22 protein-coding genes are annotated in these 22,538 nt (G+C 71.2%); 10 read left to right on the forward strand and 12 right to left on the reverse strand.

The window, feature by feature from the left end:
- Positions 1–59 precede the first annotated feature (59 nt).
- Both ACH427_RS05090 and ACH427_RS05095 read right to left on the reverse strand, forming a co-directional pair.
- Positions 60–416, reverse strand: a complete 357-nt coding sequence (locus tag ACH427_RS05090) for a DUF6255 family natural product biosynthesis protein (protein WP_398868279.1) — start codon at positions 414–416, stop codon at positions 60–62.
- Entirely contained in the window at positions 308–652 is a 345-nt protein-coding gene (locus tag ACH427_RS05095) for a hypothetical protein (RefSeq protein ID WP_398868301.1), read from the reverse strand. The genes ACH427_RS05090 and ACH427_RS05095 overlap by 109 nt, the downstream gene beginning before the upstream one ends.
- A 164-nt stretch (positions 653–816) precedes the next feature.
- Here ACH427_RS05095 and ACH427_RS05100 point away from each other — a divergent pair, with 164 nt between their 5' ends.
- From ACH427_RS05100 to ACH427_RS05115, 4 genes are all read left to right on the forward strand, one after another.
- Complete coding sequence (locus ACH427_RS05100; protein ID WP_398868016.1) at positions 817–1,692, forward strand: helix-turn-helix domain-containing protein; 876 nt, start codon at positions 817–819, stop codon at positions 1,690–1,692.
- The gene (locus tag ACH427_RS05105) at positions 1,689–1,880 is read left to right on the forward strand and encodes a DUF397 domain-containing protein (RefSeq protein ID WP_398868017.1); all 192 of its coding nucleotides are present in this window, start codon (positions 1,689–1,691) and stop codon (positions 1,878–1,880) included. Before ACH427_RS05100 ends, ACH427_RS05105 begins: the two co-directional genes overlap by 4 nt.
- A gap of 106 nt (positions 1,881–1,986) precedes the next feature.
- Positions 1,987–2,250 (forward strand): hypothetical protein, encoded by a 264-nt coding sequence (locus tag ACH427_RS05110; protein WP_398868018.1) that lies wholly within the window; start codon positions 1,987–1,989, stop codon positions 2,248–2,250.
- Positions 2,251–2,289: 39 nt separating this feature from the next.
- A complete protein-coding gene (locus ACH427_RS05115; RefSeq protein WP_398868019.1) occupies positions 2,290–2,721 on the forward strand; it encodes a DUF6294 family protein in 432 nt (143 codons plus the stop codon).
- Positions 2,722–2,734: 13 nt separating this feature from the next.
- On the opposite strand, the gene ACH427_RS05120 is transcribed toward ACH427_RS05115, so the two are convergent.
- The 8 genes from ACH427_RS05120 to ACH427_RS05155 form a co-directional block, all read right to left on the reverse strand.
- Positions 2,735–4,624, reverse strand: coding sequence for a sensor domain-containing protein (locus ACH427_RS05120; RefSeq protein WP_398868020.1), 1,890 nt, complete (start codon positions 4,622–4,624; stop codon positions 2,735–2,737).
- A gap of 364 nt (positions 4,625–4,988) precedes the next feature.
- A complete protein-coding gene (locus ACH427_RS05125; protein WP_398868021.1) occupies positions 4,989–5,201 on the reverse strand; it encodes a hypothetical protein in 213 nt (70 codons plus the stop codon).
- A 45-nt stretch (positions 5,202–5,246) separates the two neighbouring features.
- On the reverse strand, positions 5,247–6,851 hold the full coding sequence (locus ACH427_RS05130; RefSeq protein ID WP_398868022.1) for a methylmalonyl-CoA mutase: 1,605 nt from the start codon (positions 6,849–6,851) through the stop codon (positions 5,247–5,249).
- Between the two features lie 291 nt (positions 6,852–7,142).
- A complete protein-coding gene (locus ACH427_RS05135) occupies positions 7,143–8,393 on the reverse strand; it encodes a hypothetical protein (protein WP_398868023.1) in 1,251 nt (416 codons plus the stop codon).
- Complete coding sequence (locus tag ACH427_RS05140; protein WP_398868024.1) at positions 8,393–9,043, reverse strand: RNA polymerase sigma factor; 651 nt, start codon at positions 9,041–9,043, stop codon at positions 8,393–8,395. The genes ACH427_RS05135 and ACH427_RS05140 overlap by 1 nt, the downstream gene beginning before the upstream one ends.
- Positions 9,044–9,077: 34 nt before the next feature.
- The gene (locus tag ACH427_RS05145) at positions 9,078–9,965 is read right to left on the reverse strand and encodes a DUF4328 domain-containing protein (protein ID WP_398868025.1); all 888 of its coding nucleotides are present in this window, start codon (positions 9,963–9,965) and stop codon (positions 9,078–9,080) included.
- A 980-nt stretch (positions 9,966–10,945) separates the two neighbouring features.
- A complete protein-coding gene (locus ACH427_RS05150; RefSeq protein ID WP_398868026.1) occupies positions 10,946–13,000 on the reverse strand; it encodes a glycosyltransferase family 4 protein in 2,055 nt (684 codons plus the stop codon).
- A gap of 490 nt (positions 13,001–13,490) precedes the next feature.
- A complete protein-coding gene (locus tag ACH427_RS05155) occupies positions 13,491–15,104 on the reverse strand; it encodes a glycoside hydrolase family 20 protein (RefSeq protein WP_398868027.1) in 1,614 nt (537 codons plus the stop codon).
- Positions 15,105–15,451: 347 nt separating this feature from the next.
- Between ACH427_RS05155 and ACH427_RS05160 the strand changes: the two genes are divergently transcribed.
- The 6 genes from ACH427_RS05160 (at position 15,452) to ACH427_RS05185 (ending at position 20,511) form a co-directional block, all read left to right on the forward strand.
- Positions 15,452–15,994 carry a 2-oxo-4-hydroxy-4-carboxy-5-ureidoimidazoline decarboxylase gene (locus tag ACH427_RS05160; RefSeq protein ID WP_398868280.1) on the forward strand — a complete coding sequence of 181 codons (543 nt, stop codon included), beginning with the start codon at positions 15,452–15,454 and terminating at the stop codon, positions 15,992–15,994.
- 228 nt (positions 15,995–16,222) lie between these two features.
- Positions 16,223–16,603 (forward strand): succinate dehydrogenase, cytochrome b556 subunit, encoded by a 381-nt coding sequence (gene sdhC, locus ACH427_RS05165; RefSeq protein WP_398868029.1) that lies wholly within the window; start codon positions 16,223–16,225, stop codon positions 16,601–16,603.
- A 6-nt stretch (positions 16,604–16,609) separates the two neighbouring features.
- Positions 16,610–17,080 (forward strand): succinate dehydrogenase hydrophobic membrane anchor subunit, encoded by a 471-nt coding sequence (locus tag ACH427_RS05170; protein ID WP_398868030.1) that lies wholly within the window; start codon positions 16,610–16,612, stop codon positions 17,078–17,080.
- A 20-nt stretch (positions 17,081–17,100) separates the two neighbouring features.
- Positions 17,101–18,855, forward strand: coding sequence for a succinate dehydrogenase flavoprotein subunit (sdhA, locus tag ACH427_RS05175; RefSeq protein ID WP_398868031.1), 1,755 nt, complete (start codon positions 17,101–17,103; stop codon positions 18,853–18,855).
- Complete coding sequence (locus ACH427_RS05180) at positions 18,855–19,613, forward strand: succinate dehydrogenase iron-sulfur subunit (protein ID WP_398868032.1); 759 nt, start codon at positions 18,855–18,857, stop codon at positions 19,611–19,613. Before sdhA ends, ACH427_RS05180 begins: the two co-directional genes overlap by 1 nt.
- Before the next feature lie 112 nt (positions 19,614–19,725).
- A complete protein-coding gene (locus ACH427_RS05185; protein WP_398868033.1) occupies positions 19,726–20,511 on the forward strand; it encodes an alpha/beta fold hydrolase in 786 nt (261 codons plus the stop codon).
- 21 nt (positions 20,512–20,532) lie between these two features.
- Here the strand turns inward: ACH427_RS05185 and ACH427_RS05190 are convergent, their stop codons facing one another.
- Both ACH427_RS05190 and ACH427_RS05195 read right to left on the reverse strand, forming a co-directional pair.
- Complete coding sequence (locus ACH427_RS05190; RefSeq protein ID WP_398868034.1) at positions 20,533–22,095, reverse strand: ABC transporter substrate-binding protein; 1,563 nt, start codon at positions 22,093–22,095, stop codon at positions 20,533–20,535.
- A 114-nt stretch (positions 22,096–22,209) separates the two neighbouring features.
- On the reverse strand, positions 22,210–22,497 hold the full coding sequence (locus ACH427_RS05195) for an SCO4848 family membrane protein (protein ID WP_366008302.1): 288 nt from the start codon (positions 22,495–22,497) through the stop codon (positions 22,210–22,212).
- Positions 22,498–22,538: the final 41 nt, after the last annotated feature.

Here is a 22,538-nt window from a genome sequence, read left to right on the forward strand (position 1 = left end):
ACAGACGGGTAACTTCCCGATATCGCCCCCTAATTACACCTGATCAACACTTCGTCCACTCAAACGGGTGAGACCAACCACTTGTCGTACGGGGCAGGTTGGCGCCGCCGCGTCCACCGAGTCCGCCGCATCAGCCACAGCGCGGCCGCGCGGTCCGCGTTCCGGGCTTCTCTGCGGGGGCGGGTGACCGCTTCGGCGAGCCCCGGCGGGCGTACGGCGCGGTAGTCGGCGAACCTGCGGACGCCACAACTGCGGCACTGCGCCTCGCCGTTGGCGCGAACCCATCCGTCGCGGTGCGCGCACACTCTCACGCCCTCCCTCCCGGCAGCATGTGCACGACCCGGCCGTGCCGCCGCAGTGTCACGAGCGCGGTCGCCTCCTTCAACCGGTCGCCTCCGGCGGCGGCCTCCCGCCACGCCTGTTCCAGGACCGGGCATTCCGGGCACTCCATCCGCGACCACGAACCGGCGGGCCAGAGCCCCACTTCGTCGCGCTCGGCGCGCGTGGCCAACCGCAGCACGGAGAAGGGGACTTCCCATTCTGCGCCGCCGCCGGGGGTACGGACGCGTACGCGGCCGCCGACACTGTCGATCACTTGGGCGATCCGCCCTCCGCGCGTGTCCACTACGAACGCGCCGTTCCTGTAGGTCATTGCCGTGGCCTCCCTGGATTCGCTGCACTCGACTGCGATCCAGTCTGGGCCTGGCGCGACTTTCGCGAGCAACTTACTCCAGTTAGTTGCCTCGATGGGGTGAACGTTGGCATATGCCAAGACAGTTGATGTGGGTAGAGTCGCCCGCAGAAGGGGGTGATCACATGCCTGACGCCAAACCCACCATGTTGCGCCGGAGGCTCGGATCGATCCTGAAGACGATGCGAGTTCGGACCGGCCTCAACCTTGCCGAGGCCGCCAAGCTGCTTGGCCTGCCCGGCCCGCCCGCCTTGAGTAAGATCGAGAATGGGAAGCAACGTCCCGATCTGGAGAAGTTCTTCACCGTGTACAAGGTGAAGGACGCGGCGCGCATCGCAGAGACGATAGAGATCGCCAGGCTCTCCGACAGCGCCCGCCAGCGGCGCATCTTCACGCAGTTCAGGGACGTGATCCGCCCTCAGTTCGCCGACTTCTTGGAGCTGGAGGAAATCGCCACCCACACGGATGCCTACGCGGCGCTCGCCATCCCTGGGCTGCTACAGACAGCCGCGTACGCCCACGCGATCATCCAAGGCGGCAGCGTATGGAGCACAGCGCGTGACGTACGGAACTTTGTCGAGCTGCGCATGAAGCGACAAGAAGTCCTTGCGATTGCACCGGGCGATGAGCCCTCCAGGGAGCCGCTCACACTCCGATGCGTCCTCGACGAGGCCAGTTTGAGGCGCGCGGTCGGCGGGCCGGTAGTCCACCGAGGGCAGCTTGAGCACCTGCTCCTCATGTCGAAACTGCCCAACGTCGAACTGCGGGTTCTCCCCTTTGCGTCGGGCGCGCACACTGGGATGGATGGCAGCTTCACGATTTTCCACCTGGCTGCAAGTGATCCGGTGGTCGCTGTGGAGCCCCTCACGCACTCGCTCTACTTCGATGAGGATGCCCGAGTCGCGCGGTACACCTCTGTGTTCGAGTTCCTTTTGGATCACGCACTGAACCCGGCAGCAACACAGGACTTCATCACGCGGATCGTCAAGGATGCAACATGAGCAGATTCATAAAGAGCAGCTACAGCTCGGTAGTAGAGAACTGCGTCGAGATATCCAGATCCGGCGAAGCCATATCCATACGCGACTCCAAGAACCCCAACAGCCCCATCCTCCGCTTCACTTCACCCGCATACCGCGCATTCTCCGACGCCCTCCTCCAAGGCGACCTGCGCACTGCCGATAAATAATCCCAATCGCCCATCCGAGTGGTCGCACGTCAACACCCCTTCCCCCGCTCCTCAAAAAGATGGACGCTCCCCTTCCGACCCCATGCGGGAAAGGGAGCGCTCCCACATGCACGCGCACAAACAAATCAGCCGAGCCCGCCCGCTCAGGGCACCGCGCAGAGCCGCCCTCGCCGCGAGCGGCGCGTTGCTGCCGCTCGCGGCTGTGCCCGTCAACGCCCAGGTGGCCTGCGGCACCTTCACGTACATGCGGTTCGACACCGGAACCCTGGACGGCCTTTCCGACCCGCCGGACGACGTCACGGGCGGCAGCTGGGACGAGACGGGCCCACCACCCCTGCCGGCCCGCTCCGTGGGATTCGGCTCCGGGTAATCACTCCGAGGGGCTGACACATCCCGAACGGAAAACGCCATGCGTTCCATCAAGAAGCTGTTGGCCGCAGCCCTCCTCCTCACCGCGTTCACCGCCCCGACAGCGTCGGCGGACACAGGCCCGGCCACTGCCGGCACCGTCAGGCAAGGCATCGCCACGGACTACAAATGGTGGACCTGGGGCGACCTGAGCGCGGGCGACTGCCACCAGACCGGCGGAGAACTGCGGCTCTACTCGGACGGCAAACTCACCTTCACCGCCAAGACGCAGACGACGTTCACGCTGAGCGGCGACATCTGGCACGCGCGTTTCTCACTGAGGAACACGAGCGGCCAGGAGCTCTACAAGACCACGACGTACGACAGCCCGACGATGTGGCCGAGCAAGTGGTACGACATGAACGCGACCGGCACGTTCGAGCCGAGCGTCTACGCGGCCACCGCTCAGGTCACGCAGTTCTATTCCTGCTGATCGCCGGCGCCCCTCACCGCTCCAGATACGCCAGCACCGCGAGCACCCTCCGGTTGTCGGCCTCGTCCGGGTGCAGGCCCAGCTTCGGGAAGATGTTGCCGATGTGCTTCGTCACGGCCTTCTCCGTGATGAAGAGCGCTTCCGCGATGCCCGCGTTGGACCTGCCCTGGGCCAGGCATTCGAGGACCTCGCGTTCGCGGGCGGTGAGGGCGCCGACGCCCTGGTCGCGGTCCTTGCGGTGCATCAGCTTGGTGACGACCTCGGGGTCCATGACGGTGCCGCCCTCCGCCACGCGGCGGATCGTGCTCATGAATTCCGCGCCGTTGGAGACGCGGTCCTTGAGGACGTAGCCCACGGAGCCGCCGCCGTCGGCGAGCAACTCGTGGGCGTACAGCGGCTCCACGTACTGCGACAGCAGCAGCACCGGCAGGCCCGGGATCTCCCGGCGGGCGGTGACGGCGGCGCGGAGGCCCTCATCGGCGAAGGTGGGCGGCAGCCGGACGTCCACGAGGGCGAGGTCCGGACGCAGTCCGGTGAGGGCGGTCAGCAGCTCGGGGCCGTTGTCGACGGCGGCCACGATCTCGTGGCCGAACGCCCCCAGCAGCCGTATCAGACCGTCTCTGAGCAGGAAGTGGTCTTCGGCGAGGACAATACGCACGGGAGCTCCATCGTCAGCATGGTCGGGCCGCCGTTGGGGCTGCTCACGGCGAGGAGCCCGTCGAAGGTCGCCAGCCGCCGCTCGATGCCGCGCAGCCCGGTGCCGAGCCCGGCGCGCGCCGCCCTGGCCGTCGTCGGTGACGGTGACGCGCAGCTTTCCTTGATCGTAACGGACGTCGATCCAGAGCCGGTCCGCGTGCGCGTGCTTGGCGGCGTTGGCCAGGGCCTCGGACACCGCGAAGTAGAGGGCCGACTCGACGGGTGCCTCGGCGCGGCCGGGGAGATCGACGCGTACCTCGGTACGCAAGGGGCTGACGAGGGCGAGCGAACGGACCGCGTCCGCGAGGCCGCGGTCGGCGAGTACGGGAGGGTGGATGCCGCGGACGAGGTCGCGCAGCTCCTCCAGGGCCTTGGTGGAGGACTCCCGCGCTTCGAGCAGGAGTTGGCGTACGGCCTCGGGGTTGCTCTCCAGGAGATGGCCGGCGGCGTCGAGGGGCATGCCCATGGCCACGAGCCGGGCCTGGGCGCCGTCGTGGAGGTCACGCTCGATGCGGCGGATCTCGGCCATCTGTGTGTCGACGGCGTCGGACCGGGTCACGGAGAGGTGCTCGATGCGGTGGGCCATGCGGGCCACCGGCCCGGGCGAGAGGAGGGAGCGGGTGTACGCGGCGTGGAGGCGGGCGGCGCGGGGCGCCCACCACAGGGCGAGCCCGAGGTGGAGCGCGCCGAGCGCGCCGGCCAGTGCGGCGGTGTACCCGCCCTTGACCGGGACGAACTCGAACCAGATGCCGTCCCAGTGCTGCGCCAGCTCGAAGCCGTAGAGCGGCATCGCGAGCCCCCAGACGCCGGCGAGCACCAGCAGGACCGGGCCGGCGGCGAGCGCGCCGCCGACGACCGGCTCGGCGGCGAGCCAGGTCCAGTCGCGCCAGGTCTGGCCGTCGCGGACGATCCACCGGCAGCGGGCGAAGACGCCGTGCGCACCCTTCGGCATGGGGGCGGGCGGCGGGTCGTACGCGGCGGGCACGGGTTCCCCGGTCCAGTCGCCGACCAGCTCCCGCTGCCGGTCGGCGAGCTTGCGTACGTACGCCACGGTACGCGGCAGCATCAGGATCCCCAGCCCGGAGCCGAGCAGCAGCACGGTCAGGGTGACCAGCAGCGAGAGCGTGGTGGCCACCCCCGCGAGCCACCACAGCAACAGACACCGCTTGAGCCCCTGAAGCCCCTCCTCGACCGGTACCCGGAACATCCGCTTACGCCTTTCCCCCGCACTTCGCCCGTCCCCGACCGGGGCCGCGCAGCAATTATGTGGCGCCGAGGATCATGAAGTCGGTGGGGAAAAGTCCCCTATGAGGCGGGCAGGCGCTCAGGCGTCCGGGCGGCGCGTCCGCCCGGTCGTCGGGTGCTCCGCCTCGGCACCGGACTGGGCGACGACGTCCTGACCGGCATGCGTTCGGCTGCGGACCGGAACTCCTCAGCGATCTCCCGCATACGTGCGCAGACCCGCGGATCCACGGTTCCGGTCACGCTGTCTCCCCGGGCGCTCGGTTCCCGTCGTGACGCCTCGATCGCACAAGGGCCGTCTCCCCCTCCGCGCCGCCCACGCCGGAGCCTCAGAACAGCTGCCCCTGCCCCCTCATATCCGGTTCCTCCGGGTCGAAGAGGCGGGGTTCCGTGGCGAGAAGGGGGGCCGAGCGGCGGGAGCCGGGGCAGGAGATGAGGTCGTACGAGGCGCGGCGGCCCGGGGGGTCGTGGCGGGCGAAGCGACCGCCGACCACGGCGATCTCTCGGGAGCAGACGGGGCACGTGCGGCGCGGAGAGGACATCCGGCCATTTTCCCTCACCGCGGGAGGCCGCCGTTCCCGAACCGTTCAGAAGGACTCGCTCGGCTCGTACGTCCCCCACACCTCCCGCAGCGCCCCGCACACCTCGCCCACCGTCGCCCGCTCCCGGAGCGCGGCCTTCATGGGAGGCAGGACGTTGTCCGTGCCCGCGGCCGCCTCCTTCAGGCCGGCCAGGGCGGCCTGAACCGCCTGTCCGTCGCGGGAGGCGCGCAACTGCCGCAGGCGCCGCACCTGCTGCTCCTCGATCGCGGGGTCGACGCGGAGCGGCTCGTACGGCTCCTCCTCGGCCAGCCGGTAGCGGTTGACGCCGACGACGACGCGCTCGCCGCTGTCGGTCTCCTGCGCGATGCGGTACGCGTTCCGTTCGATCTCGGCCTTCTGGAAGCCCTCCTCGATGGCGGCGACCGCCCCGCCCCGGTCCGCCACCCGCCGCATGAGGCCGAGCGCCGCCGCCTCGACCGCGTCGGTCAGCGACTCCACCGCGTACGAGCCGGCGAAGGGGTCGACCGTGGCCGTGACGTCGGTCTCGTGGGCCAGGACCTGCTGGGTGCGCAGGGCCAGCCGGGCCGATTTATCGGTGGGCAGGGCGATGGCCTCGTCGAAGGCGTTGGTGTGCAGCGACTGCGTGCCGCCGAGCACCGCGGCCAGGCCCTGCACGGCGACCCGTACGAGATTGAGCTCCGGCTGCTGCGCGGTCAGCTGGACGCCCGCGGTCTGCGTGTGGAAGCGCAGCATCAGCGACTTGGGGTCGCGCGCGCCGAACTCCTCCCGCATCACTCGCGCCCAGATCCGCCGCGCCGCGCGGAACTTCGCGACCTCCTCCAGGAACGTCGTCCGGGCGACGAAGAAGAACGACAGCCGGGGCGCGAACGCATCGACGTCCAGGCCCGCGGCGACAGCGGTGCGGACGTACTCGATGCCGTCGGCCAGCGTGAACGCGATCTCCTGCACGGGCGAGGCACCGGCCTCGGCCATGTGATAGCCGGAGATCGAGATGGTGTTCCACCGGGGCAGCACCTCGCCGCAGTAGCGGAAGGTGTCCGCGACGAGCCGCAGCGAGGGCTGCGGCGGGAAGATGTATGTGCCGCGCGCGATGTACTCCTTGAGGATGTCGTTCTGCACGGTCCCGGTGAGGCTCCCGGCCGGCACGCCCTGCTCCTCGGCCACCAGCTCGTACAGCAGCAGGAGCGGCGCGGCGGGCGCGTTGATGGTCATCGACGTGGAGACCTTGCCGAGCGGGATGCCGTCGAAGAGCACCCGCATGTCCTCGACCGAGTCGATCGCGACCCCGACCTTGCCGACCTCGCCGCTCGCCAGGGGCGTGTCGGAGTCGTGGCCCATCTGGGTGGGCAGGTCGAAGGCGACGGACAGGCCCATGGTGCCGTGCTCGATGAGCTGCCGGTAGCGGGCGTTGGACTCGGCGGCGGTGCCGAACCCCGCGTACTGCCGCATCGTCCAGGGGCGGCCGGTGTACATCGTGGGGTAGACGCCGCGGGTGAAGGGGTACGCGCCGGGGGCGCCGAGCCGCTCGGCGGGATCCCAGCCGGCGAGGGCCTCGGGGCCGTAGACCGGATCGACGGTCAGTCCGGACTCGGTCGACCGTGTGCTGCTGCTCTCCGGCTCGCGCGCCATGGGTGCCGCCTCCCGCTGCTCGTCAGGCCGTGCGGTGTCCTCGCGGATACGTACCTCGCGGGTACGTACAAGGATGCTCCGCCGGAGGGCGAAGAGGCAGCACCGGCGCGGCGGACGAGGCGGTGGAGGCGCGGCGGGCCGTGGGGGGCGCGGGCAGAGCCGGGGGAAGAGCCCCGCCCGCGCCGGTGCGCCGAGCCGACGGTATGGGGGGAACTCCGGCTCGTGCGCGGCCGATGACCAGTCGGCACACTTCCTACAGCGCCACCGGCGCGAAAAACGTCACAGCGAACGTCACAGCAGGGGACGGAGCGGCGCCCCGAGCGGGTCCGGGAGCGCTTTCGAGAGCAGGAGCGGGGAGGTGCCGAGGACGGACGGGACGATCGGGACGGACCGGCCGCGGCGGCCGTCGCCCTGGCTGTCGTCGTCGCCCTTGCCGCCACTCGCCCCCTTGCCGCCGCTGGTGACGCCCTTGCCACCGCCGTCCGGCGCGTAGCGCTCACAGTATTCACGCAGGGCGTCCGCGCTCCCGGCGCCCGCGAAGCGCTCCAGGTCGCGGAGGTCGTGCTCGTCGACGTCCTGGCCGCGGCGCTGCTGCGCGGCGAGGAAGTCGCGGCAGAGCCGGGCGGCCCAGACCGTGCCGCCCCTGGCGGCGTCGGCGTCGCCGCCGTCGTGGTCCTGGCCGCCGTCGTGGCTGGGAGAGGCCGAGGGGGTGTCCCCGGGTCTGTTCTCCTTGCCGCCGTGCCCGGCGGTGGCACCGCCACCGCTCGGCGCGGGGGCGTGCGGCGCGCCGCTCGCGCGGGAGCCGCCGCCCTTGCCGGGCGACGGCGAGGCGCTGGGCGCGCCGGACGGGGGCAGCGGCGTCTCCATGCCGGTGTCGTCGAGGGCGGAGACGCTGGCGCTGGTCTCGGGCTCGCCGGCCGCACGGCCGAAGGGCGCCGACAGCACGCCCGTACCGGCGGCGACGGCGACGCCGCCCAGCGCGCACCCGGCGACGGCCATGGCGAGGGCGACCTTCACGGGCCGCCACCGGCCGAACAGGCCCCGCGCCTTTTCGGCCACGCCGAGGCGGGCGGCGGGGGCGGAGGCGGGGTGGTTGACGCGCGTAGTGGATTCCGCCGCGCCGACGAGGGGGCGCGCGACCGCGTCTGACGCTTCGTCAACCACAGGGGAGCCGGGTATGCGCCCGTGCGCGGCCCGCGACGCGGCCGCGAGACCGTGGTCCACGCCCGCTACGCCCGGTACATCCGATACATCAGGCCGCAGCGGCGACGCGTGTTCGCCGGGCACGGCCGCGGGCGCGGTCTCCTCCGCGAAGGCGTGTGCCTCGCGCGTCCGTTGCGCGCGTGCCGTGCGGAACGCCGCCAGGGCCGCCTCCTCGCCCGGCAGGGCGTGGTCCGGCCGCGCCGGTTCCGGGGTCAGGGCACGCAGCAGCGCCGCCAGCCGCGGCTCCGCCTCCGGGTCCGCCGAAGGCGACTGCGCAGGCGTGAGCAGACGCTCCACGGCGTCGTCATCCAGCCAGTCGTAGCGGTGGTCGTCGGCCATCACATGTCCTTCTGCGTCCGCGTGCGCAATTGCGTCACACCGGCAGAAGCGTTCGCTCCGGTGTGTGACGGTTGTGCCTGCCGCTGCCCGGGGAGGGTGTCGGGCGCCGTCACCAGTTCGGCGAGCCGCCGCAGGCCCCGGTGGGCGGCGGTACGGACCGCGCCCGGCCGCTTGCCGAGCACCCCGGCGGCGCTCTTCGCGTCGAGCCCGACGACCACCCGCAGCACGACGGCCTCCGCCTGGTCCTGCGGCAGCTGGGCTATGAGCGCGAAGGTGTGGTCCGTGCCGAGCGACTCCAGGGCCTCCCCCGCGGTGTCCGCGTCGGCCGCGCGGCCCGCGAGCTCGCTCTCGTCGCCACCGATCGCCGGGCGCCGGCCGCGCATCCGTATGTGGTCGAGCGCGCGGTTGCGGGCGATCCGCGCCGCCCAGCCGCGGAAGCGGTCCGCGTCCCCGGTGAACCGCTCCAGATCGCGGGCGATCTGGAGCCACGCCTCGGATGCCACGTCCTCCGCCTCGGCGTCCCCGACGAGGGTGCGCAGATAGCCGAGCAGGCGGGGATGAACCGTCCGGTAGACGGTGCGGAACGCCGTCTCGTCCCCACTCTGCGCCGCGCGCACCGCGGCCGTCAGCTCAGTGTCGTCCCCCTGCACACCCTCATCCTGCCCCACTGGGAGAATCCGCGACTCAGTGGCCGGCCGGGCCGTTGCCGTAAGGATTCTGCGGTGATTGCGCCGGATTGGCCCAGCCGCCCGCCGCCGGACCGGGCTGCGCGGGCGGATAAGCCGGAGCGCCGTACGGCATCCCGGGCACCGGACCGGCCGCCGGGCCCGCCATCGGCACACCCATCGGCGCCATGGGTCCCATGGGGCCCATCGGCGCGGGGCCCATGAGGGCGCGCTGCTCCTGAAGCCGCGCCAGCTGCCGCACAACGAAGATCGCGAGGACGCCCGCGGCGGCCGTCAGCAGGGCGGCGAGAGCCGAGAGGTTGGCGGCGGACTTCAGGGTGTCGACGTCGCTCTCCCAGGTGGAGCCGTCATAGCCCCGCGTCCGGAGCCGGGCGCTCGCGGAGGCGGCCGTGACGGACGCGATCATGTTGATGGCGAACGAGCCGATCCACAGGCACCACCAGGTGTTCAGCAGTCCCTTGGGCGCGCTCTGCGGGCCGGCCGGGGCACTGGCCCGGTAGATGTCGTTGGCGATCTGCTTGGGGAACCAGAGGTTGACCACCGGCGTGAACCACGCGCCCGCCGCCCAGCCGGCGCCCATGCGGTGCGTGCCCGGGGCGAACAGCTCGGCGTTCAGCCGCGCGCGCCGGAACCACACGGCCCACACCGCGGCGGTCGCGACGAACACCAGGAAGTAGACCAGCTGCGTCCCGAGGACGAAGCCGTCCGCGCTGTTGGCGTCGTCCACCGTGCTGCCGCTGACGCCGTTGTCGATGACGGCCTGGATCGCCGAACGCTGCTCCACGCGCGCCGTGAAGACGAACAGCAGCACCACGACACACACCGCGAGCAGCACGCTGAGCGTGATACGCAGACCGCGCCGCAGGTCGGCGGCGCCGACGGGCATCGCGGCGGCGTACGGATACGGGGGCGCCGGCGGCATCCCCATCGGCGGGGCCGGCTGCTGCTGGTACGCGCCACAGGCGGCGCAGCGGCCGTCCTGGCCGACGGCGGCAGCGCGGCATCGACCGCACGGATACATTTCTCAGACCCCCTGGGGACGTGGCCGAACTCATGCGAAACCCCCCGGTTCCCCGGCCACCGGGACCGAACGGGAGAGCGGCGCCGCCTCGGGCGCGGACCCGCACGTTACGGGCAGGGGCCCGGCCTCGTCCAGAAACGGCCCCCGTCACCGGTATGACAGTGTGACGGATTTAGGGGCCATGGCGCTGTAGGTAGTGCGGGCCCCACCAGGGTTCGCGCCGGACGACGGTCGGGGCCTCTCCTGTGGGGGGTGGCGGCCCCGGCCGTCTCCGTTTGCGGGGGTGGGGCTGTGCGTTTTCTTTTCCAGCTCCGCCACGTAGGGGCTCGCGCCCCGGGCCCCTGGGTGCGGGTGCGTTGGCCTGCGGCGCTTTTTCCCCTACCCGCCCCTTCCCGAAACTGGGGGCAAGCCCCCAGACCCCCGCAGTGGTGCGCGCCCTGAAACTGGGGCTGCGCCCCGGACCCCCAGCAACACGCTTCGCGCGTTGTCCTCAAACGCCGGACAGGCTGGATTTCGCACCCGGAAACGGGGGGCACGCCCCAGACCCCGCGATACGGCTTCGCCACGTTGTCCTCGAACTCCCCCAGAGGTGCCCCCAACGGGCTGAATGCGCACCCTGAGGCGGACACGTCCCGCACTCGCCCTCCGGCGGGAGGGGGTGGGGCTGGAGGGTGGGGTTCTGGAACGCGGTGCGAATTCGGGGCACCCAATTCGAGAAACGGCACCCGCACCGCGTTCCAGGTCCCCAGCCCGGAAGACCCACCCCCGGCACCAGCCACAACCAAAGCCCGGCCGGCACTTGAGGCCACCCGAACCGCAACCACAACGCACCCGCGGACAAACCGCTACACCACGTCCGCCGCCGCGTCCTTCACCGTCACCGTCAGATCATTCGTCACCGTGAAATACGGACGCAGGCGCACCGCACCACGAGCAGCCGCGGGGAACGTATCGACACCCTTGCGGTCGGCGAAGTCCCCCGCCATGCGGCCGACTCGCACGAGAGCGGCCCCGGACCGCGGGCGTACCCAGAGGTCCCACAGGTCCTGGTCCTCGGCGACGCGCTTCTCCATCGGGGCGTACGGGAGGCTGCCGCTGCCGTTCTCCAGGGGGGCGCGGACGTCACCGGCCGCGCCGTCGCCGTGCCGGAGCCGGGCGAGGATCTCGGCGCCCTCGCCCAGGGCCGTGCCGTACAGCGCGACGGTGACGGTGACCGCGTCGTCGCCGACGCGCACCTCCGTGGCCTCGGCGTGCTGCGGGCGCAGCCAGGTGCGGACGGCGAGGAAGCCGTCACTGGTCTCATACGGCACCCAGGCCGCGACCCCGGCACCGGAGACCGCGAGCGGCAGGCCGAGGAGCGCCTTCTGCTCGACGAGCGCCGCGGCCAGGCGGCGCCGGGACTTGTCGCCGGACCGCTCGACGTAGGTGTCCCAGCGCCCCTCGGACATGGTGTGGGCGGCGCGCTCGATCCGGGCCGTGCCGTCGGCGGCGAGCGGAACGCGCACGGACTCCTTGCCCTTGCTGCCGCGGTGGCGGAGCAGGACGTGGGTGTCGGCGGAGGTGAGCTGCTCCGGGCGCAGCCGTACGGTCAGGGAGCCGTCGGCCTCGACGGCGCAGCGGGCCTCGGGGGGGTCGATGTCGCCCCGCGGCGCGGGGGCGGCGGCCGGCTGCTTGGCCTTGCCGCCGAAGAGGCCGCGCAGGAAGCCGCCCTTCTTCTCCGGCGCGGGCGCGGCGGCGGTGGAGCCGGGGCGGAGCTCCTCGAAGAGCTCCTCGTAGCGCTGCGCGATCCGGGACGGCTCGTAGCGGTGGGCGGTCTCGCGGGCCGCCGCGCCGAGGCTCCGGCGCAGTCCGGCGTCGCCGGTGAGTTTCAGGAGGGCCTCGGCGTAGGCGTCGACGGCGTCGGAGTCGTCGAGCGGGACGAGGATGCCGTCGGTGCCGTCGGTGAGGATCTCGCGCGGGCCGTAGGGGCAGTCGGTGGCGATGACCGGCAGCCCGGCGTGCATGGCCTCGACGATGGTCATGCCGAAGGACTCGGCGTCGGAGGCGACGGCGGCGACGGCGCCCTTCGACCACTCGGTCTCGATGGGCGAGCGGGCGCCCATGAGCGTGACGCGCTCGTAGAGCCCGAGTTCCTCGATCTGCTTGCGCAGCTTGGCCTTGGCGGGACCGCGGCCGTAGATCCGCAGGTTCCAGTCGGGGCGCTCGGCGGCGACCTTCGCGAAGGCGGCGACGAGGCGGTCGTAGCGCTTCACCGCCACGAGGCGGCCCGCCGAGACGATCGTCCGGGACGTGCCGTCGGAGGGCTCGGCGACCGGCGCCGGGACGGCGTTGGGGATGGAGAGGATGCGCGCGTGCGCGTCGGGGAGCGCCTCGCGGTAGTGACCCGCGTCGGCCTCGGAGACGGTGGCGAAGGCGTCGAGCGCGGCGATCGCCGGGTCCATCACGGCGTGCAGCTCGGGGACGTGCGCCTCGTGGGTGAGGTGCTCCTGGCCGAGCCGCAGGTAGCGGTCGCTGCCGTACTTCGCGAGGTAGCCGATGAGCTTGGGGCGGGTGGCGATGACGACGTCGGCGTCGGTGGCGGCGAGGTGCCCGGCCACGCGCTGGTCGGTGAGGGCGGTCGCCGCCATCCGGCCGTTGTCGATCCGCTCGTCCCGGAAGATCTCGCTGGGCTGCTGGTTGAGGGGGGCCTCGTACTCGTCGGTGTCGGCACCCTCGCGCAGGTCGACCAGGGGGGTGAGGCGCACCCGGGGGTCGATGGTGAGCTCGGGCTCGTCCACGGGGCGGTTGACGCTGACGATGCGCACCTCGTGCCGCTCCGCGAGGGCGGCGGCGAGGTTGACGGTCGAGCGGATGGTGCCGCCGATGCCGTAGGCGTTGTGCAGCAAGAATTCGATCTTCATCGGGCCCTCGTTCAAGTGCGCGTGCGTACTTCCCGGAGGGTAGGGCCTTTTGGGTGCGGGGAGGTATTGGGGCTGTTGGGTGGGGTGCGGGTTGCTTGCTCCCCCAGAGGTGCCCCCAGCGGGCTGAATGCGAACCCTTAAGCGGATACACCCCGCACTTGTCCTCCGGCGGGAGGGGGTGGGGCTGGAGGGTGGGGTTCTGGAACGCGGTGCGAATTCGGGGCACTCCATACGCGAAACGGCACCCGCACCGCGTTCCAGGTCCCCAGCCCGGAAGACCCACCCCCGTCACCCACCACAAACCAGCCCGGCCGGCGCTTGAGGCCACCCGAACCGAAACCACACACAACCCACACCCAGCAACGGCCAACCCGGCAGGGCGCCCCCGCCGCAGGCGGCAACGGACCCGCACCGGACAACGGCGAACCCCACCAACCCCAAGCCCGGCCGGCGTCTGAGGCCCCCCGAACCCCCACTACAAACCACCCGCTCAGCGGACCCGCCGCGCCAAAGACACGAAGTCGGACCACGGCACCGACGGCCGCCCCGCATCCCACAAGCGCTGAGCGAGAGCAGCCAGCGGCAGATGGATGCCGTCCGCCACCTGTTGAGGCGACTGCGCGTCAGCGTGATCGCACCAGACGGCGAGCCGGCCACCGGGCACACGTGCGGCGGTGGCGCCCCCTTCCACCGGCTTCGTGCCGCGCAGCACGGAGGGCGACCACTCCTCGTAGATGCGCTGCCCGGTGGGGTAGGTGAACTGGTTCGGCTGGCCGAGTACGTAATAGAGGTACTCGTCGTTGAGATTGACGACCGTGCGTCCCTCGTTCAGGTATTCCTGCGGGTCGCGCGCGCCGAGTTCCTTGCCGGTCCAGTATTCGACCTCGATGTCCTTGTCGGCGCTGATGACGCCGCCGGCGAAGAAGCCGTCGTTCCACGCCTTGGGCTTCTTGCCGAGGGTGTGCAGCACGGCCGCGCGGTCGTTGAGCCAGCCGGTGGCGAGGTCCTGGACGCGGGCCTGGGGGCCGTAGCGGCGGCGGGCCAGGTCGGCGAGGCGCGGGAAGGAGGACTGCGGGTCCTTGTACGTCAGCGCGCGGTACTCGTCGGCGCCAAGGTGGAAGTAGGGGCCGGGGAAGAGGGGCGCGTACTCGCGCAGCAGGTCGTCGACGATGTCGGCGGCATCGGGGTCGGCGATGTCGACGGCGCCGCGCAGGGCCGTGCCCGTGGCGTCGCGGAGCTGGAGGTCCGGGTGGGCGTTGATGACGGCGCCGAGGTGTCCGGGCGAGTCGAGCTCGGGGACGACGGTGATGTGCAGGGAGTCGGCGAGGGCGAGGATGCGGCGGACCTCGTCCTTGGTGAGGTGGTCCGGGGAGACGATCTCGGGGTGGGTGTCGCTCTCGATGCGGAAGCCCTGGTCGTCGGAGAAGTGCAGGGCGAGCTGGTTGAGCTTGAGGTCGGCCATCTCGCGCAGCCGGTCCTCGATCCAGGCGGCGGTGAAGTGCTTGCGGGCGGTGTCGAGGTTGAGCCCGCGCTGCGCGCGGTCGGGTGCGTCGTGCACGACGCCGTCGGGGAGTCCGCCGCCGGAGCGCACGGCCTGTAGGACGGTGCGCGTGCCGTAGAACACGCCCGCTTCACCCTCGGAGGTGATCAGGACCCTGTGGTCCCGGGTGGTCAGTTCGTACGCCTCGGGGCCGCCGCCCTGGCCGGGACGCAGCGCGAGTTCGATGTCACCGGGGTGGGCGGGGGCGGGGGCGGTGCCCAGCTTGAGCTCGTCGGCCAGGCGGCGGGCCTCGTCGGCGAGGGGTCCGGCCGGGTCGGTGACGACGCGGGCGCCGGGGGCGGGCCGCCAGCCGGGCCCGGCGGCGGGCGTCGCGGAGCGGAGGGCGGGCACGGTGCGCGGGGTGCCCTGCACCACGGGGGCCTGGCCGGGCGGCTGGGCCGAAGAGGCGGAGGGGGACGCCTGCGCGGAGCGGGAGTCATCCCGGGAGGGGTGGCCGGCTCCGTCGCGGGGGCAGCCCATGATCGTCATGGTCGCGATGAGCGCCGCTCCGGCGACGGTGCCCCGCGCCAGGCTCGCCCGGGTGATTCTGAAGGGTGGACCCATGGGAGCAAAGCCTCCTATTTAGGGCAAATATGAGGCGACCGTAATCCGACTGTGCCCGCCGCGGCCGTCCACCACGCGCCCAGGAAGGCCCGTACGAAGGAAATTCGCGCATCCGTCGGACAGTGGCCGATAACCATCGCTACGGTGGCGGCCCAGTGTGCACGCCGGACCGTGGAGTTCTCACGCGTCCCCGCATCACAACCCCGTCACGACCGCATGACGGACCGCGCGCCACGCCCGGTCCCGCCCCGCACGGCCCCGCATCGCCCGTACGGCCCTGTGCACCGCCCCTCGCCCCCTGTGCACGGATCCGCACGGCCACGGTCCGCACTCCCGAGGAGCCCACGCTGCACGGTCCCGCCCGCCATGGCCTCGACCGCCTCAACTCCGCGGTGCCCGGCGCCGCCGAAGCCGCCCTCCTCGCCTGCTGCGGCAGCCGCCGGTGGGCCCGGCAGCTGGTGGCGGGGCGCCCGTACCCCGATCTGGCCGCCCTGCTGCGGGCAGCCGACCGGGCCTCCCACGTCCTCACCCCGGCCGACCTCGCCGAGGCGCTCGCCGACGAGCGGGGCCCGTATCCCGCGCTGGTCCGGCGCGCGGGGCCCGGCATATCCGCCGGCTCCGCCGCGCCGGCCGCCCTGGCGCGCGGCCAGGCCGCCTATGAGCACCGGTTCGGCCATGTCTTCGTGCTGTGCCTGGACGGCTGCCGGCCCGCCGAGGCCCAGGGCCGCGCCCTCGCCGCGCTCCGCTCCCGGCTGGAGGGCTCCGTCGCGGAGGAGGCCGCCACGACCGCCGTCGAGCTCGCCCGCCTCGCCCGCGGCCGGCTGATCCGGCTCGCCCCCGACATCCCGTGCACACGGAGTCACTCCACCCCGCAGCACCATGGGACATAACGCCTAAAGATCATGGAACCGGGGTCTGTCCGGCACACCGCCCGCCCCCGAACGGCCCTTTGGGGCCCCGGACTGGGCCGTACGTGCGTGATTGACCACACCCGACGACCCCGGGCGAAAGAACCGACAAGGCGTCGCTACGATGGCCAGGGCCGGTGGACCGTACCCGGCCGGGCCCGCTGACAGTGAAGCCGGCAGGCCCCGATCCCCGCTCCCGGAGGGTTTTCCGTGCCGGCTGGAACGCTGTACCGCGGCCGGGAAGGCATGTGGTCATGGGTGGCTCATCGAGTCACCGGCGTCCTCATTTTCTTCTTCCTGTTCGTGCACGTCCTCGACACCGCTCTCGTTCGCGTCTCTCCCGAGGCGTACGACGATGTCGTCGCGACGTACAAGACGCCCGTCGTCAATGTGATGGAGTACGGCCTCGTCGCCGCCATCCTCTTCCACGCCCTCAATGGTCTGCGCGTCATCGCCGTGGACTTCTGGTCCAAGGGCGCGCGCTACCAGAAGCAGATGCTCTGGTCCGTGGTCCTGATCTGGGTCGTGCTCATGGCCGGCGCTTTCTACCCCGTGCTCCAGCACACGCTGCGCACGCTGTTCGGGAGCTGACGCGTAATGTCCGCTGACACCACCCCCGCTGTGAACGACTCCGTGTCGCTCTACGACGTGGACCACCCGGCTCCGGTCATCGAGCCGCCCCGCAAGCGCACCAAGAAGACGCCGAAGTCGACCCGCACCAACTTCGAGATGTACGGCTGGCTGTTCATGCGGCTGTCCGGCGTCGTCCTGGTCGTGCTGGTCCTCGGTCACCTGCTGATCCAGCTGGTGCTCGACGGCGGCGTGTCCAAGGTCGGCTTCGCCTTCGTGGCCGGCCGCTGGGCCTCGCCGTTCTGGCAGGCATGGGACCTGATCATGCTGTGGCTGGCGATGCTGCACGGCGCCAACGGCCTGCGCACGGTCATCAACGACTACGCGGAGCGGCCCACGACCCGCTTCTGGCTGAAGAACCTGCTGTACGCCGCCACGGTGTTCACCGTCCTGCTGGGCACGCTGGTGATCTTCACCTTCGACCCGAACATCCGCTAGAGCCCGGGGCTGACGCGACCATGAAGATCCACAAGTACGACACCGTCATCGTCGGCGCGGGTGGCGCCGGCATGCGCGCGGCCATCGAGTCGACCAAGCGCAGCCGCACCGCGGTGCTGACGAAGCTCTACCCCACCCGCTCCCACACCGGCGCCGCGCAGGGCGGCATGGCCGCCGCCCTCGCGAACGTCGAGGAGGACAACTGGGAGTGGCACACCTTCGACACCATCAAGGGCGGCGACTACCTGGTCGACCAGGACGCCGCCGAGATCCTGGCGAAGGAGGCCATCGACTCCGTCCTCGACCTGGAGAAGATGGGCCTGCCGTTCAACCGCACCCCGGACGGCACCATCGACCAGCGCCGCTTCGGCGGTCACAGCCGCAACCACGGTGAGGCCCCGGTCCGCCGGTCCTGCTACGCCGCGGACCGCACCGGCCACATGATCCTCCAGACGCTGTACCAGAACTGCGTCAAGGAGGGCGTGGAGTTCTTCAACGAGTTCTACGTCCTGGACCAGCTGATCACCGAGGTCGACGGCGTCAAGAAGTCGGCCGGTGTGGTGGCCTACGAGCTGGCCACCGGCGAGATCCACGTCTTCCAGGCCAAGTCGGTCATCTACGCCTCCGGCGGCACCGGCAAGTTCTTCAAGGTGACCTCCAACGCGCACACCCTCACGGGTGACGGCCAGGCGGCCTGCTACCGCCGCGGCCTGCCGCTGGAGGACATGGAGTTCTTCCAGTTCCACCCGACGGGCATCTGGCGCATGGGCATCCTCCTCACCGAGGGCGCCCGCGGCGAGGGCGGCATCCTCCGCAACAAGGACGGTGAGCGCTTCATGGAGAAGTACGCGCCCGTCATGAAGGACCTCGCCTCGCGTGACGTCGTCTCGCGCTCCATCTACACGGAGATCCGCGAGGGCCGTGGCTGCGGTCCCGAGGGCGACCACGTCTACCTCGACCTCACCCACCTGCCGCCGGAGCAGCTGGACGCCAAGCTCCCGGACATCACGGAGTTCGCGCGCACCTACCTCGGCATCGAGCCCTACACGGACCCGATCCCGATCCAGCCCACCGCGCACTACGCCATGGGCGGCATCCCGACCAACGTCGCGGGTGAGGTGCTGGCCGACAACGACACCGTCGTGCCGGGTCTGTACGCCGCCGGCGAGGTCGCCTGCGTGTCCGTGCACGGCGCCAACCGCCTGGGCACCAACTCGCTGCTGGACATCAACGTCTTCGGCAAGCGGGCCGGCATCGCGGCCGCGGAGTACTCCGCGAAGGCCGACTTCGTCGAGCTGCCGGAGGACCCGGCCCAGCTCGTCGTCGACCAGGTCGAGCGGCTGCGCAACTCCACGGGCGGTGAGCGGGTCGCCGAGATCCGCAAGGAGCTCCAGGAGACCATGGACGCCAACGTCATGGTCTTCCGCACCGAGCAGACCATCAAGACGGCCGTCGAAAAGATCGCCGAGCTGCGCGAGCGCTACAAGAACGTGTCCATCCAGGACAAGGGCAAGCGCTTCAACACCGACCTCCTGGAGGCCATCGAGCTGGGCAACCTGCTCGACCTGGCCGAGGTGATGGCCGTGTCCGCGCTGGCGCGCAAGGAGTCCCGCGGTGGTCACTACCGCGAGGACTTCCCGAACCGCGACGACGTCAACTTCATGCGCCACACCATGGCGTACCGCGAGGTCGGCAAGGACGGCAAGGACTCGATCCGCCTCGACTACAAGCCGGTAGTGCAGACCCGCTACCAGCCGATGGAGCGTAAGTACTGATGGCAACCCCGACCCTGGACAAGCTCGAGGCGGACTCCACCACCTCGCACCTCATCACGGTCACCTTCCGGGTCCGCCGGTTCAACCCGGAGGTCTCGGCCGAGGCGAGCTGGCAGGACTTCCAGCTGGAGATCGACCCCAAGGAGCGGGTCCTCGACGGCCTCCACAAGATCAAGTGGGAGCTGGACGGCTCGCTGACGTTCCGGCGCTCCTGCGCGCACGGCATCTGCGGCTCCGACGCGATGCGGATCAACGGCAAGAACCGCCTGGCGTGCAAGACGCTGATCAAGGACCTCAACCCGAGCAAGCCGATCACGGTCGAGCCCATCAAGGGCCTCACGGTCCTGAAGGACCTCGTGGTCGACATGGAGCCGTTCTTCCAGGCGTACCGCGACGTCATGCCGTTCCTCATCACCAAGGGGAACGAGCCGACGCGTGAGCGCCTGCAGACGGCCGAGGACCGCGAGCGGTTCGACGACACCACCAAGTGCATCCTGTGCGCCGCGTGCACGTCGTCCTGCCCGGTGTTCTGGAACGACGGGCAGTACTTCGGCCCGGCGGCCATCGTCAACGCCCACCGCTTCATCTTCGACTCGCGTGACGAGGCCGGCGAGCAGCGGCTGGAGATCCTGAACGACAAGGACGGCGTGTGGCGCTGCCGCACGACGTTCAACTGCACCGACGCGTGCCCCCGTGGCATCGAGGTCACCAAGGCGATCCAGGAAGTCAAGCGCGCCCTGATCACGCGCCGCTACTGATCCCGGTCGCACGACGTGTGAGGCCCCGCTCCCCCAGGGAGCGGGGCCTCACACGTATCCGGCCCCAAGATCGCTTGACCTTGACACCGTGTCACATGACAGGCTCGGCGGCATGACACAGCAGCTTCCGATATCCCTCTCCACGGCCGTCCGCGGCTCCGGCCCCGGTGTGCTGCTCGCGCACGGCGCGGGCGGCAGCGTCGCGGGGAACTTCACGACGCTGATCCCCTCCCTCGCCGCGCACCACACCGTGGTGGCCCCCGACTACCCCGGCTCCGGCGCCACGCCGCGCGCGGACGCGCTGACGGCCGACCTGCTCGCCGACGCGCTCGTCGCCCAGGCCGACGCCGCGGGCCTCGACACCTTCACCCTGGTCGGTTACTCGATGGGCACCATGGTGTCCGTACGGATCGCGGCCCGCCATCCCGAGCGGGTGCGGGGGCTGGTGCTGACGGCGGGCCTGGCCAAGGCCGACAACCGGGTGCTGGCCTCCCTGGACCTGTGGCAGAAGCTGCTGGAGGACGGCGACCTGGAGAGCTTCGCGCGGTTCACCGCGCTGAGCGGCTTCAGCCGGGGGTTCTTCAACGCGATGCCCGAGGAGCAGCTCCCGGCGTTCTACAGCCTGCTGGCCAAGGGCGTCCCGGCCGGCGCCGCCGAGCAGGCGGCCGTGGTGCAGACGACGGACACCACGGCCGACCTCGCGGGCATCTCCGTGCCCACCCTCGTCATCGCCACCCTCCAGGACACCCTGGTCTCCCCCGAGAACTCCCGGATCCTCGCGGAGGCCATCCCGGGCGCGGAGTACGCCGAGGTCGACACCGGCCACATCGTCATGGCCGAACGCCCCGACCAGTGGTCGAAGCTGATCCTGGACTTCCTTGCGCGTCACGGGCTCTGAGCGCCCGTCAGGCGTCGGCGCTCACATCCGGCCCAGCTGCCACAGGCGCCAGGCGCCCGTGCCGTCCGAGAGGTATTCCGTGCCGGAGATGTCCGCGTCGCCCAGCACGTACTCCTTCTTCTGCCACAGCGGCACCAGCGGCACGTCCTCCGCGATGATCTTCTGGATGGCCCGGAAGTCGTCGGCGGTGCGGATGCGCTGCTCCTCCTGCTGGGTGGCGCGGATGAGCTGCTCCACACGGGGGTTGGAGTAGCCGGAGTGCAGGGCGGAGTCCTTGCCGACGACGGAGGTGGTGAAGGTGTCGGGGTCGGGGAAGTCGGCGAGCCAGCTGACGCAGTATGTGTCGTAGGCGCCGCGGGCGTAACCCGCCAGGAACTCCGCCCACGGCACGCGCCGGGTGGTGACCTCGAACAGGCCGGTGGCCTCCAGTTGCTTCTTCAGCAGGGCCGCCTCCTGGTCGGTGGCGGCACCCTGTGAATAGGCGAGGCCGAAGCGCACGGGTGTGGTGATGCCCGCCTGGCGCAGCAGGGTCCTGGCCTTCTCCGGGTCCGGAGTCGGATAGGCGTCGAAGAAGGACGTGGTGTGGCCGGTGAGGCCCTGCGGGACGAGCGCGTACAGCGGCTCGACGGTGCGCAGGTGGACATCGCGCGCGAGGGCCTGCCGGTCGACGACCGCGGCGATCGCCCTGCGCACCGCCACCTGCCGCATCGGCGAGCCGTCCCGCAGGTTGAAGACGAGCGAGCGGGCCACCGAGCCCGTGGACTCCATCAGCTTCGAGCCGGTGTCCGAGGGCGACTGCCGGGCGATGTCCGCCGGGGGGAGCTGACGGCCCGCGACCTCGATGCCGTGCCGCTTCCACGCCTCGCTCAGCTTGTCGGGGCCCGCGAAATAGCGGACGGTCACGGCGTTCCCCTTGGGCCCCGCCGCGCCCTCGTAGTGCTTGGCGGGCTTCAGCTCGGCGCGCACGCCCGGCCGGTAGTCCGTGAGGACGTACGGGCCCGAGCCGTCGGCCTCGTCGCCCGGCCGCAGGGCGTCCGCGGGATAGAGCGAGGAGTCCACGATCGACCCGGCGCCCGTGGCGATCTTGAAGGGGAAGGTGGCGTCCGGCACCTTCAGGTGGAAGGTGACCGTCTGTCCGGCCGTCTCCACCGCGTCCAGCGTGGACAGCAGCGGCGCGGGGCCCTGGCCGGAGTGGATGCGCCGGATCCGGTCGAAGGAGAACTTCACGTCCTTCGCCGTGAGGTCGTGCCCGTTGCCGAACTTCAGGCCCTCGCGCAGGGTGCACGCGTACGTCATCAGGCTGCGGCCCTGGAAGCCGCAGCGGCTCGCCGCGTCCGGCAGCGGGGTGCTGGAGCCGGGGGTGAAGGTCAGCAGCGACTGGTAGAGATTGCCGAACAGCGCCCAGGAGCCCACGTCGTAGGTGCCCGCCGGGTCCAGCGCGGTGACCGTGTCCGTCGTGCCGACGGTGATCGGCCCCCGGTCCGCCTCACCCGGTGACCCCAGCCCGCAGCCGGCCGCCCCCGCCGTCAGCAGCACCGCTCCCGCGGCCGCCGCCGCACCCGTCCGTAACCGGCCCGCACGCATCCTCGCGCCCCCTCCGCCCGTGATGCGCATCACCCAAACACACGAGCGCCCGTACGTCCCGGGAATCGGCCAAGTGATCGGCGCCGACCGGCGGAGGTGGCCGGAAACCTCCCGCTATGAGGTGCGCCGCAACGCCCGCACGCCGCGCAACCCGACGATCCCCACGGCCGTCCCCAGAAGAAACGAGGTGATCGCGAGCAGGAGATGGACCCAGAAGTACGTGGTCGGGTCACCCGAGTCGTCGAAGGCGAGCCCGCTGCCGTCCTTCCACAGATTCTTCGCAAAGGTGATCCAGATGACCCAAGACCACGCGCCGAAGGCGAGCAGGAACCAGGACACGCGACGGGAGAGGACGGCGGGGGCGGGAGAGGCGCCGGTGGTCTCTCCGGAAGAACTCTGCATGGGTTTCGGTATGCGTTCGGCCGCCTCGAATCCCCCTATCG

It is taken from the genome of Streptomyces sp. NPDC020379 (assembly GCF_044387105.1).
Classification (GTDB): Bacteria; Actinomycetota; Actinomycetes; order Streptomycetales; family Streptomycetaceae; genus Streptomyces.

Coding starts and splice junctions, on each gene's coding strand:
- ACH427_RS05095 (WP_398868301.1), bottom strand. CDS start 652: ATGACCTACAGGAACGGCGCGTTCGTAGTGGACACGCGCGGAGGGCGG.
- ACH427_RS05100 (WP_398868016.1), top strand. CDS start 817: ATGCCTGACGCCAAACCCACCATGTTGCGCCGGAGGCTCGGATCGATC.
- ACH427_RS05105 (WP_398868017.1), top strand. CDS start 1,689: ATGAGCAGATTCATAAAGAGCAGCTACAGCTCGGTAGTAGAGAACTGC.
- ACH427_RS05110 (WP_398868018.1), top strand. CDS start 1,987: ATGCACGCGCACAAACAAATCAGCCGAGCCCGCCCGCTCAGGGCACCG.
- ACH427_RS05115 (WP_398868019.1), top strand. CDS start 2,290: ATGCGTTCCATCAAGAAGCTGTTGGCCGCAGCCCTCCTCCTCACCGCG.
- ACH427_RS05120 (WP_398868020.1), bottom strand. CDS start 4,624: ATGTTCCGGGTACCGGTCGAGGAGGGGCTTCAGGGGCTCAAGCGGTGT.
- ACH427_RS05125 (WP_398868021.1), bottom strand. CDS start 5,201: ATGTCCTCTCCGCGCCGCACGTGCCCCGTCTGCTCCCGAGAGATCGCC.
- ACH427_RS05130 (WP_398868022.1), bottom strand. CDS start 6,851: ATGGCGCGCGAGCCGGAGAGCAGCAGCACACGGTCGACCGAGTCCGGA.
- ACH427_RS05135 (WP_398868023.1), bottom strand. CDS start 8,393: ATGGCCGACGACCACCGCTACGACTGGCTGGATGACGACGCCGTGGAG.
- ACH427_RS05145 (WP_398868025.1), bottom strand. CDS start 9,965: ATGCCCGTCGGCGCCGCCGACCTGCGGCGCGGTCTGCGTATCACGCTC.
- ACH427_RS05150 (WP_398868026.1), bottom strand. CDS start 13,000: ATGAAGATCGAATTCTTGCTGCACAACGCCTACGGCATCGGCGGCACC.
- ACH427_RS05155 (WP_398868027.1), bottom strand. CDS start 15,104: ATGGGTCCACCCTTCAGAATCACCCGGGCGAGCCTGGCGCGGGGCACC.
- ACH427_RS05170 (WP_398868030.1), top strand. CDS start 16,610: ATGTCCGCTGACACCACCCCCGCTGTGAACGACTCCGTGTCGCTCTAC.
- sdhA (WP_398868031.1), top strand. CDS start 17,101: ATGAAGATCCACAAGTACGACACCGTCATCGTCGGCGCGGGTGGCGCC.
- ACH427_RS05180 (WP_398868032.1), top strand. CDS start 18,855: ATGGCAACCCCGACCCTGGACAAGCTCGAGGCGGACTCCACCACCTCG.
- ACH427_RS05185 (WP_398868033.1), top strand. CDS start 19,726: ATGACACAGCAGCTTCCGATATCCCTCTCCACGGCCGTCCGCGGCTCC.
- ACH427_RS05190 (WP_398868034.1), bottom strand. CDS start 22,095: ATGCGTGCGGGCCGGTTACGGACGGGTGCGGCGGCGGCCGCGGGAGCG.
- ACH427_RS05195 (WP_366008302.1), bottom strand. CDS start 22,497: ATGCAGAGTTCTTCCGGAGAGACCACCGGCGCCTCTCCCGCCCCCGCC.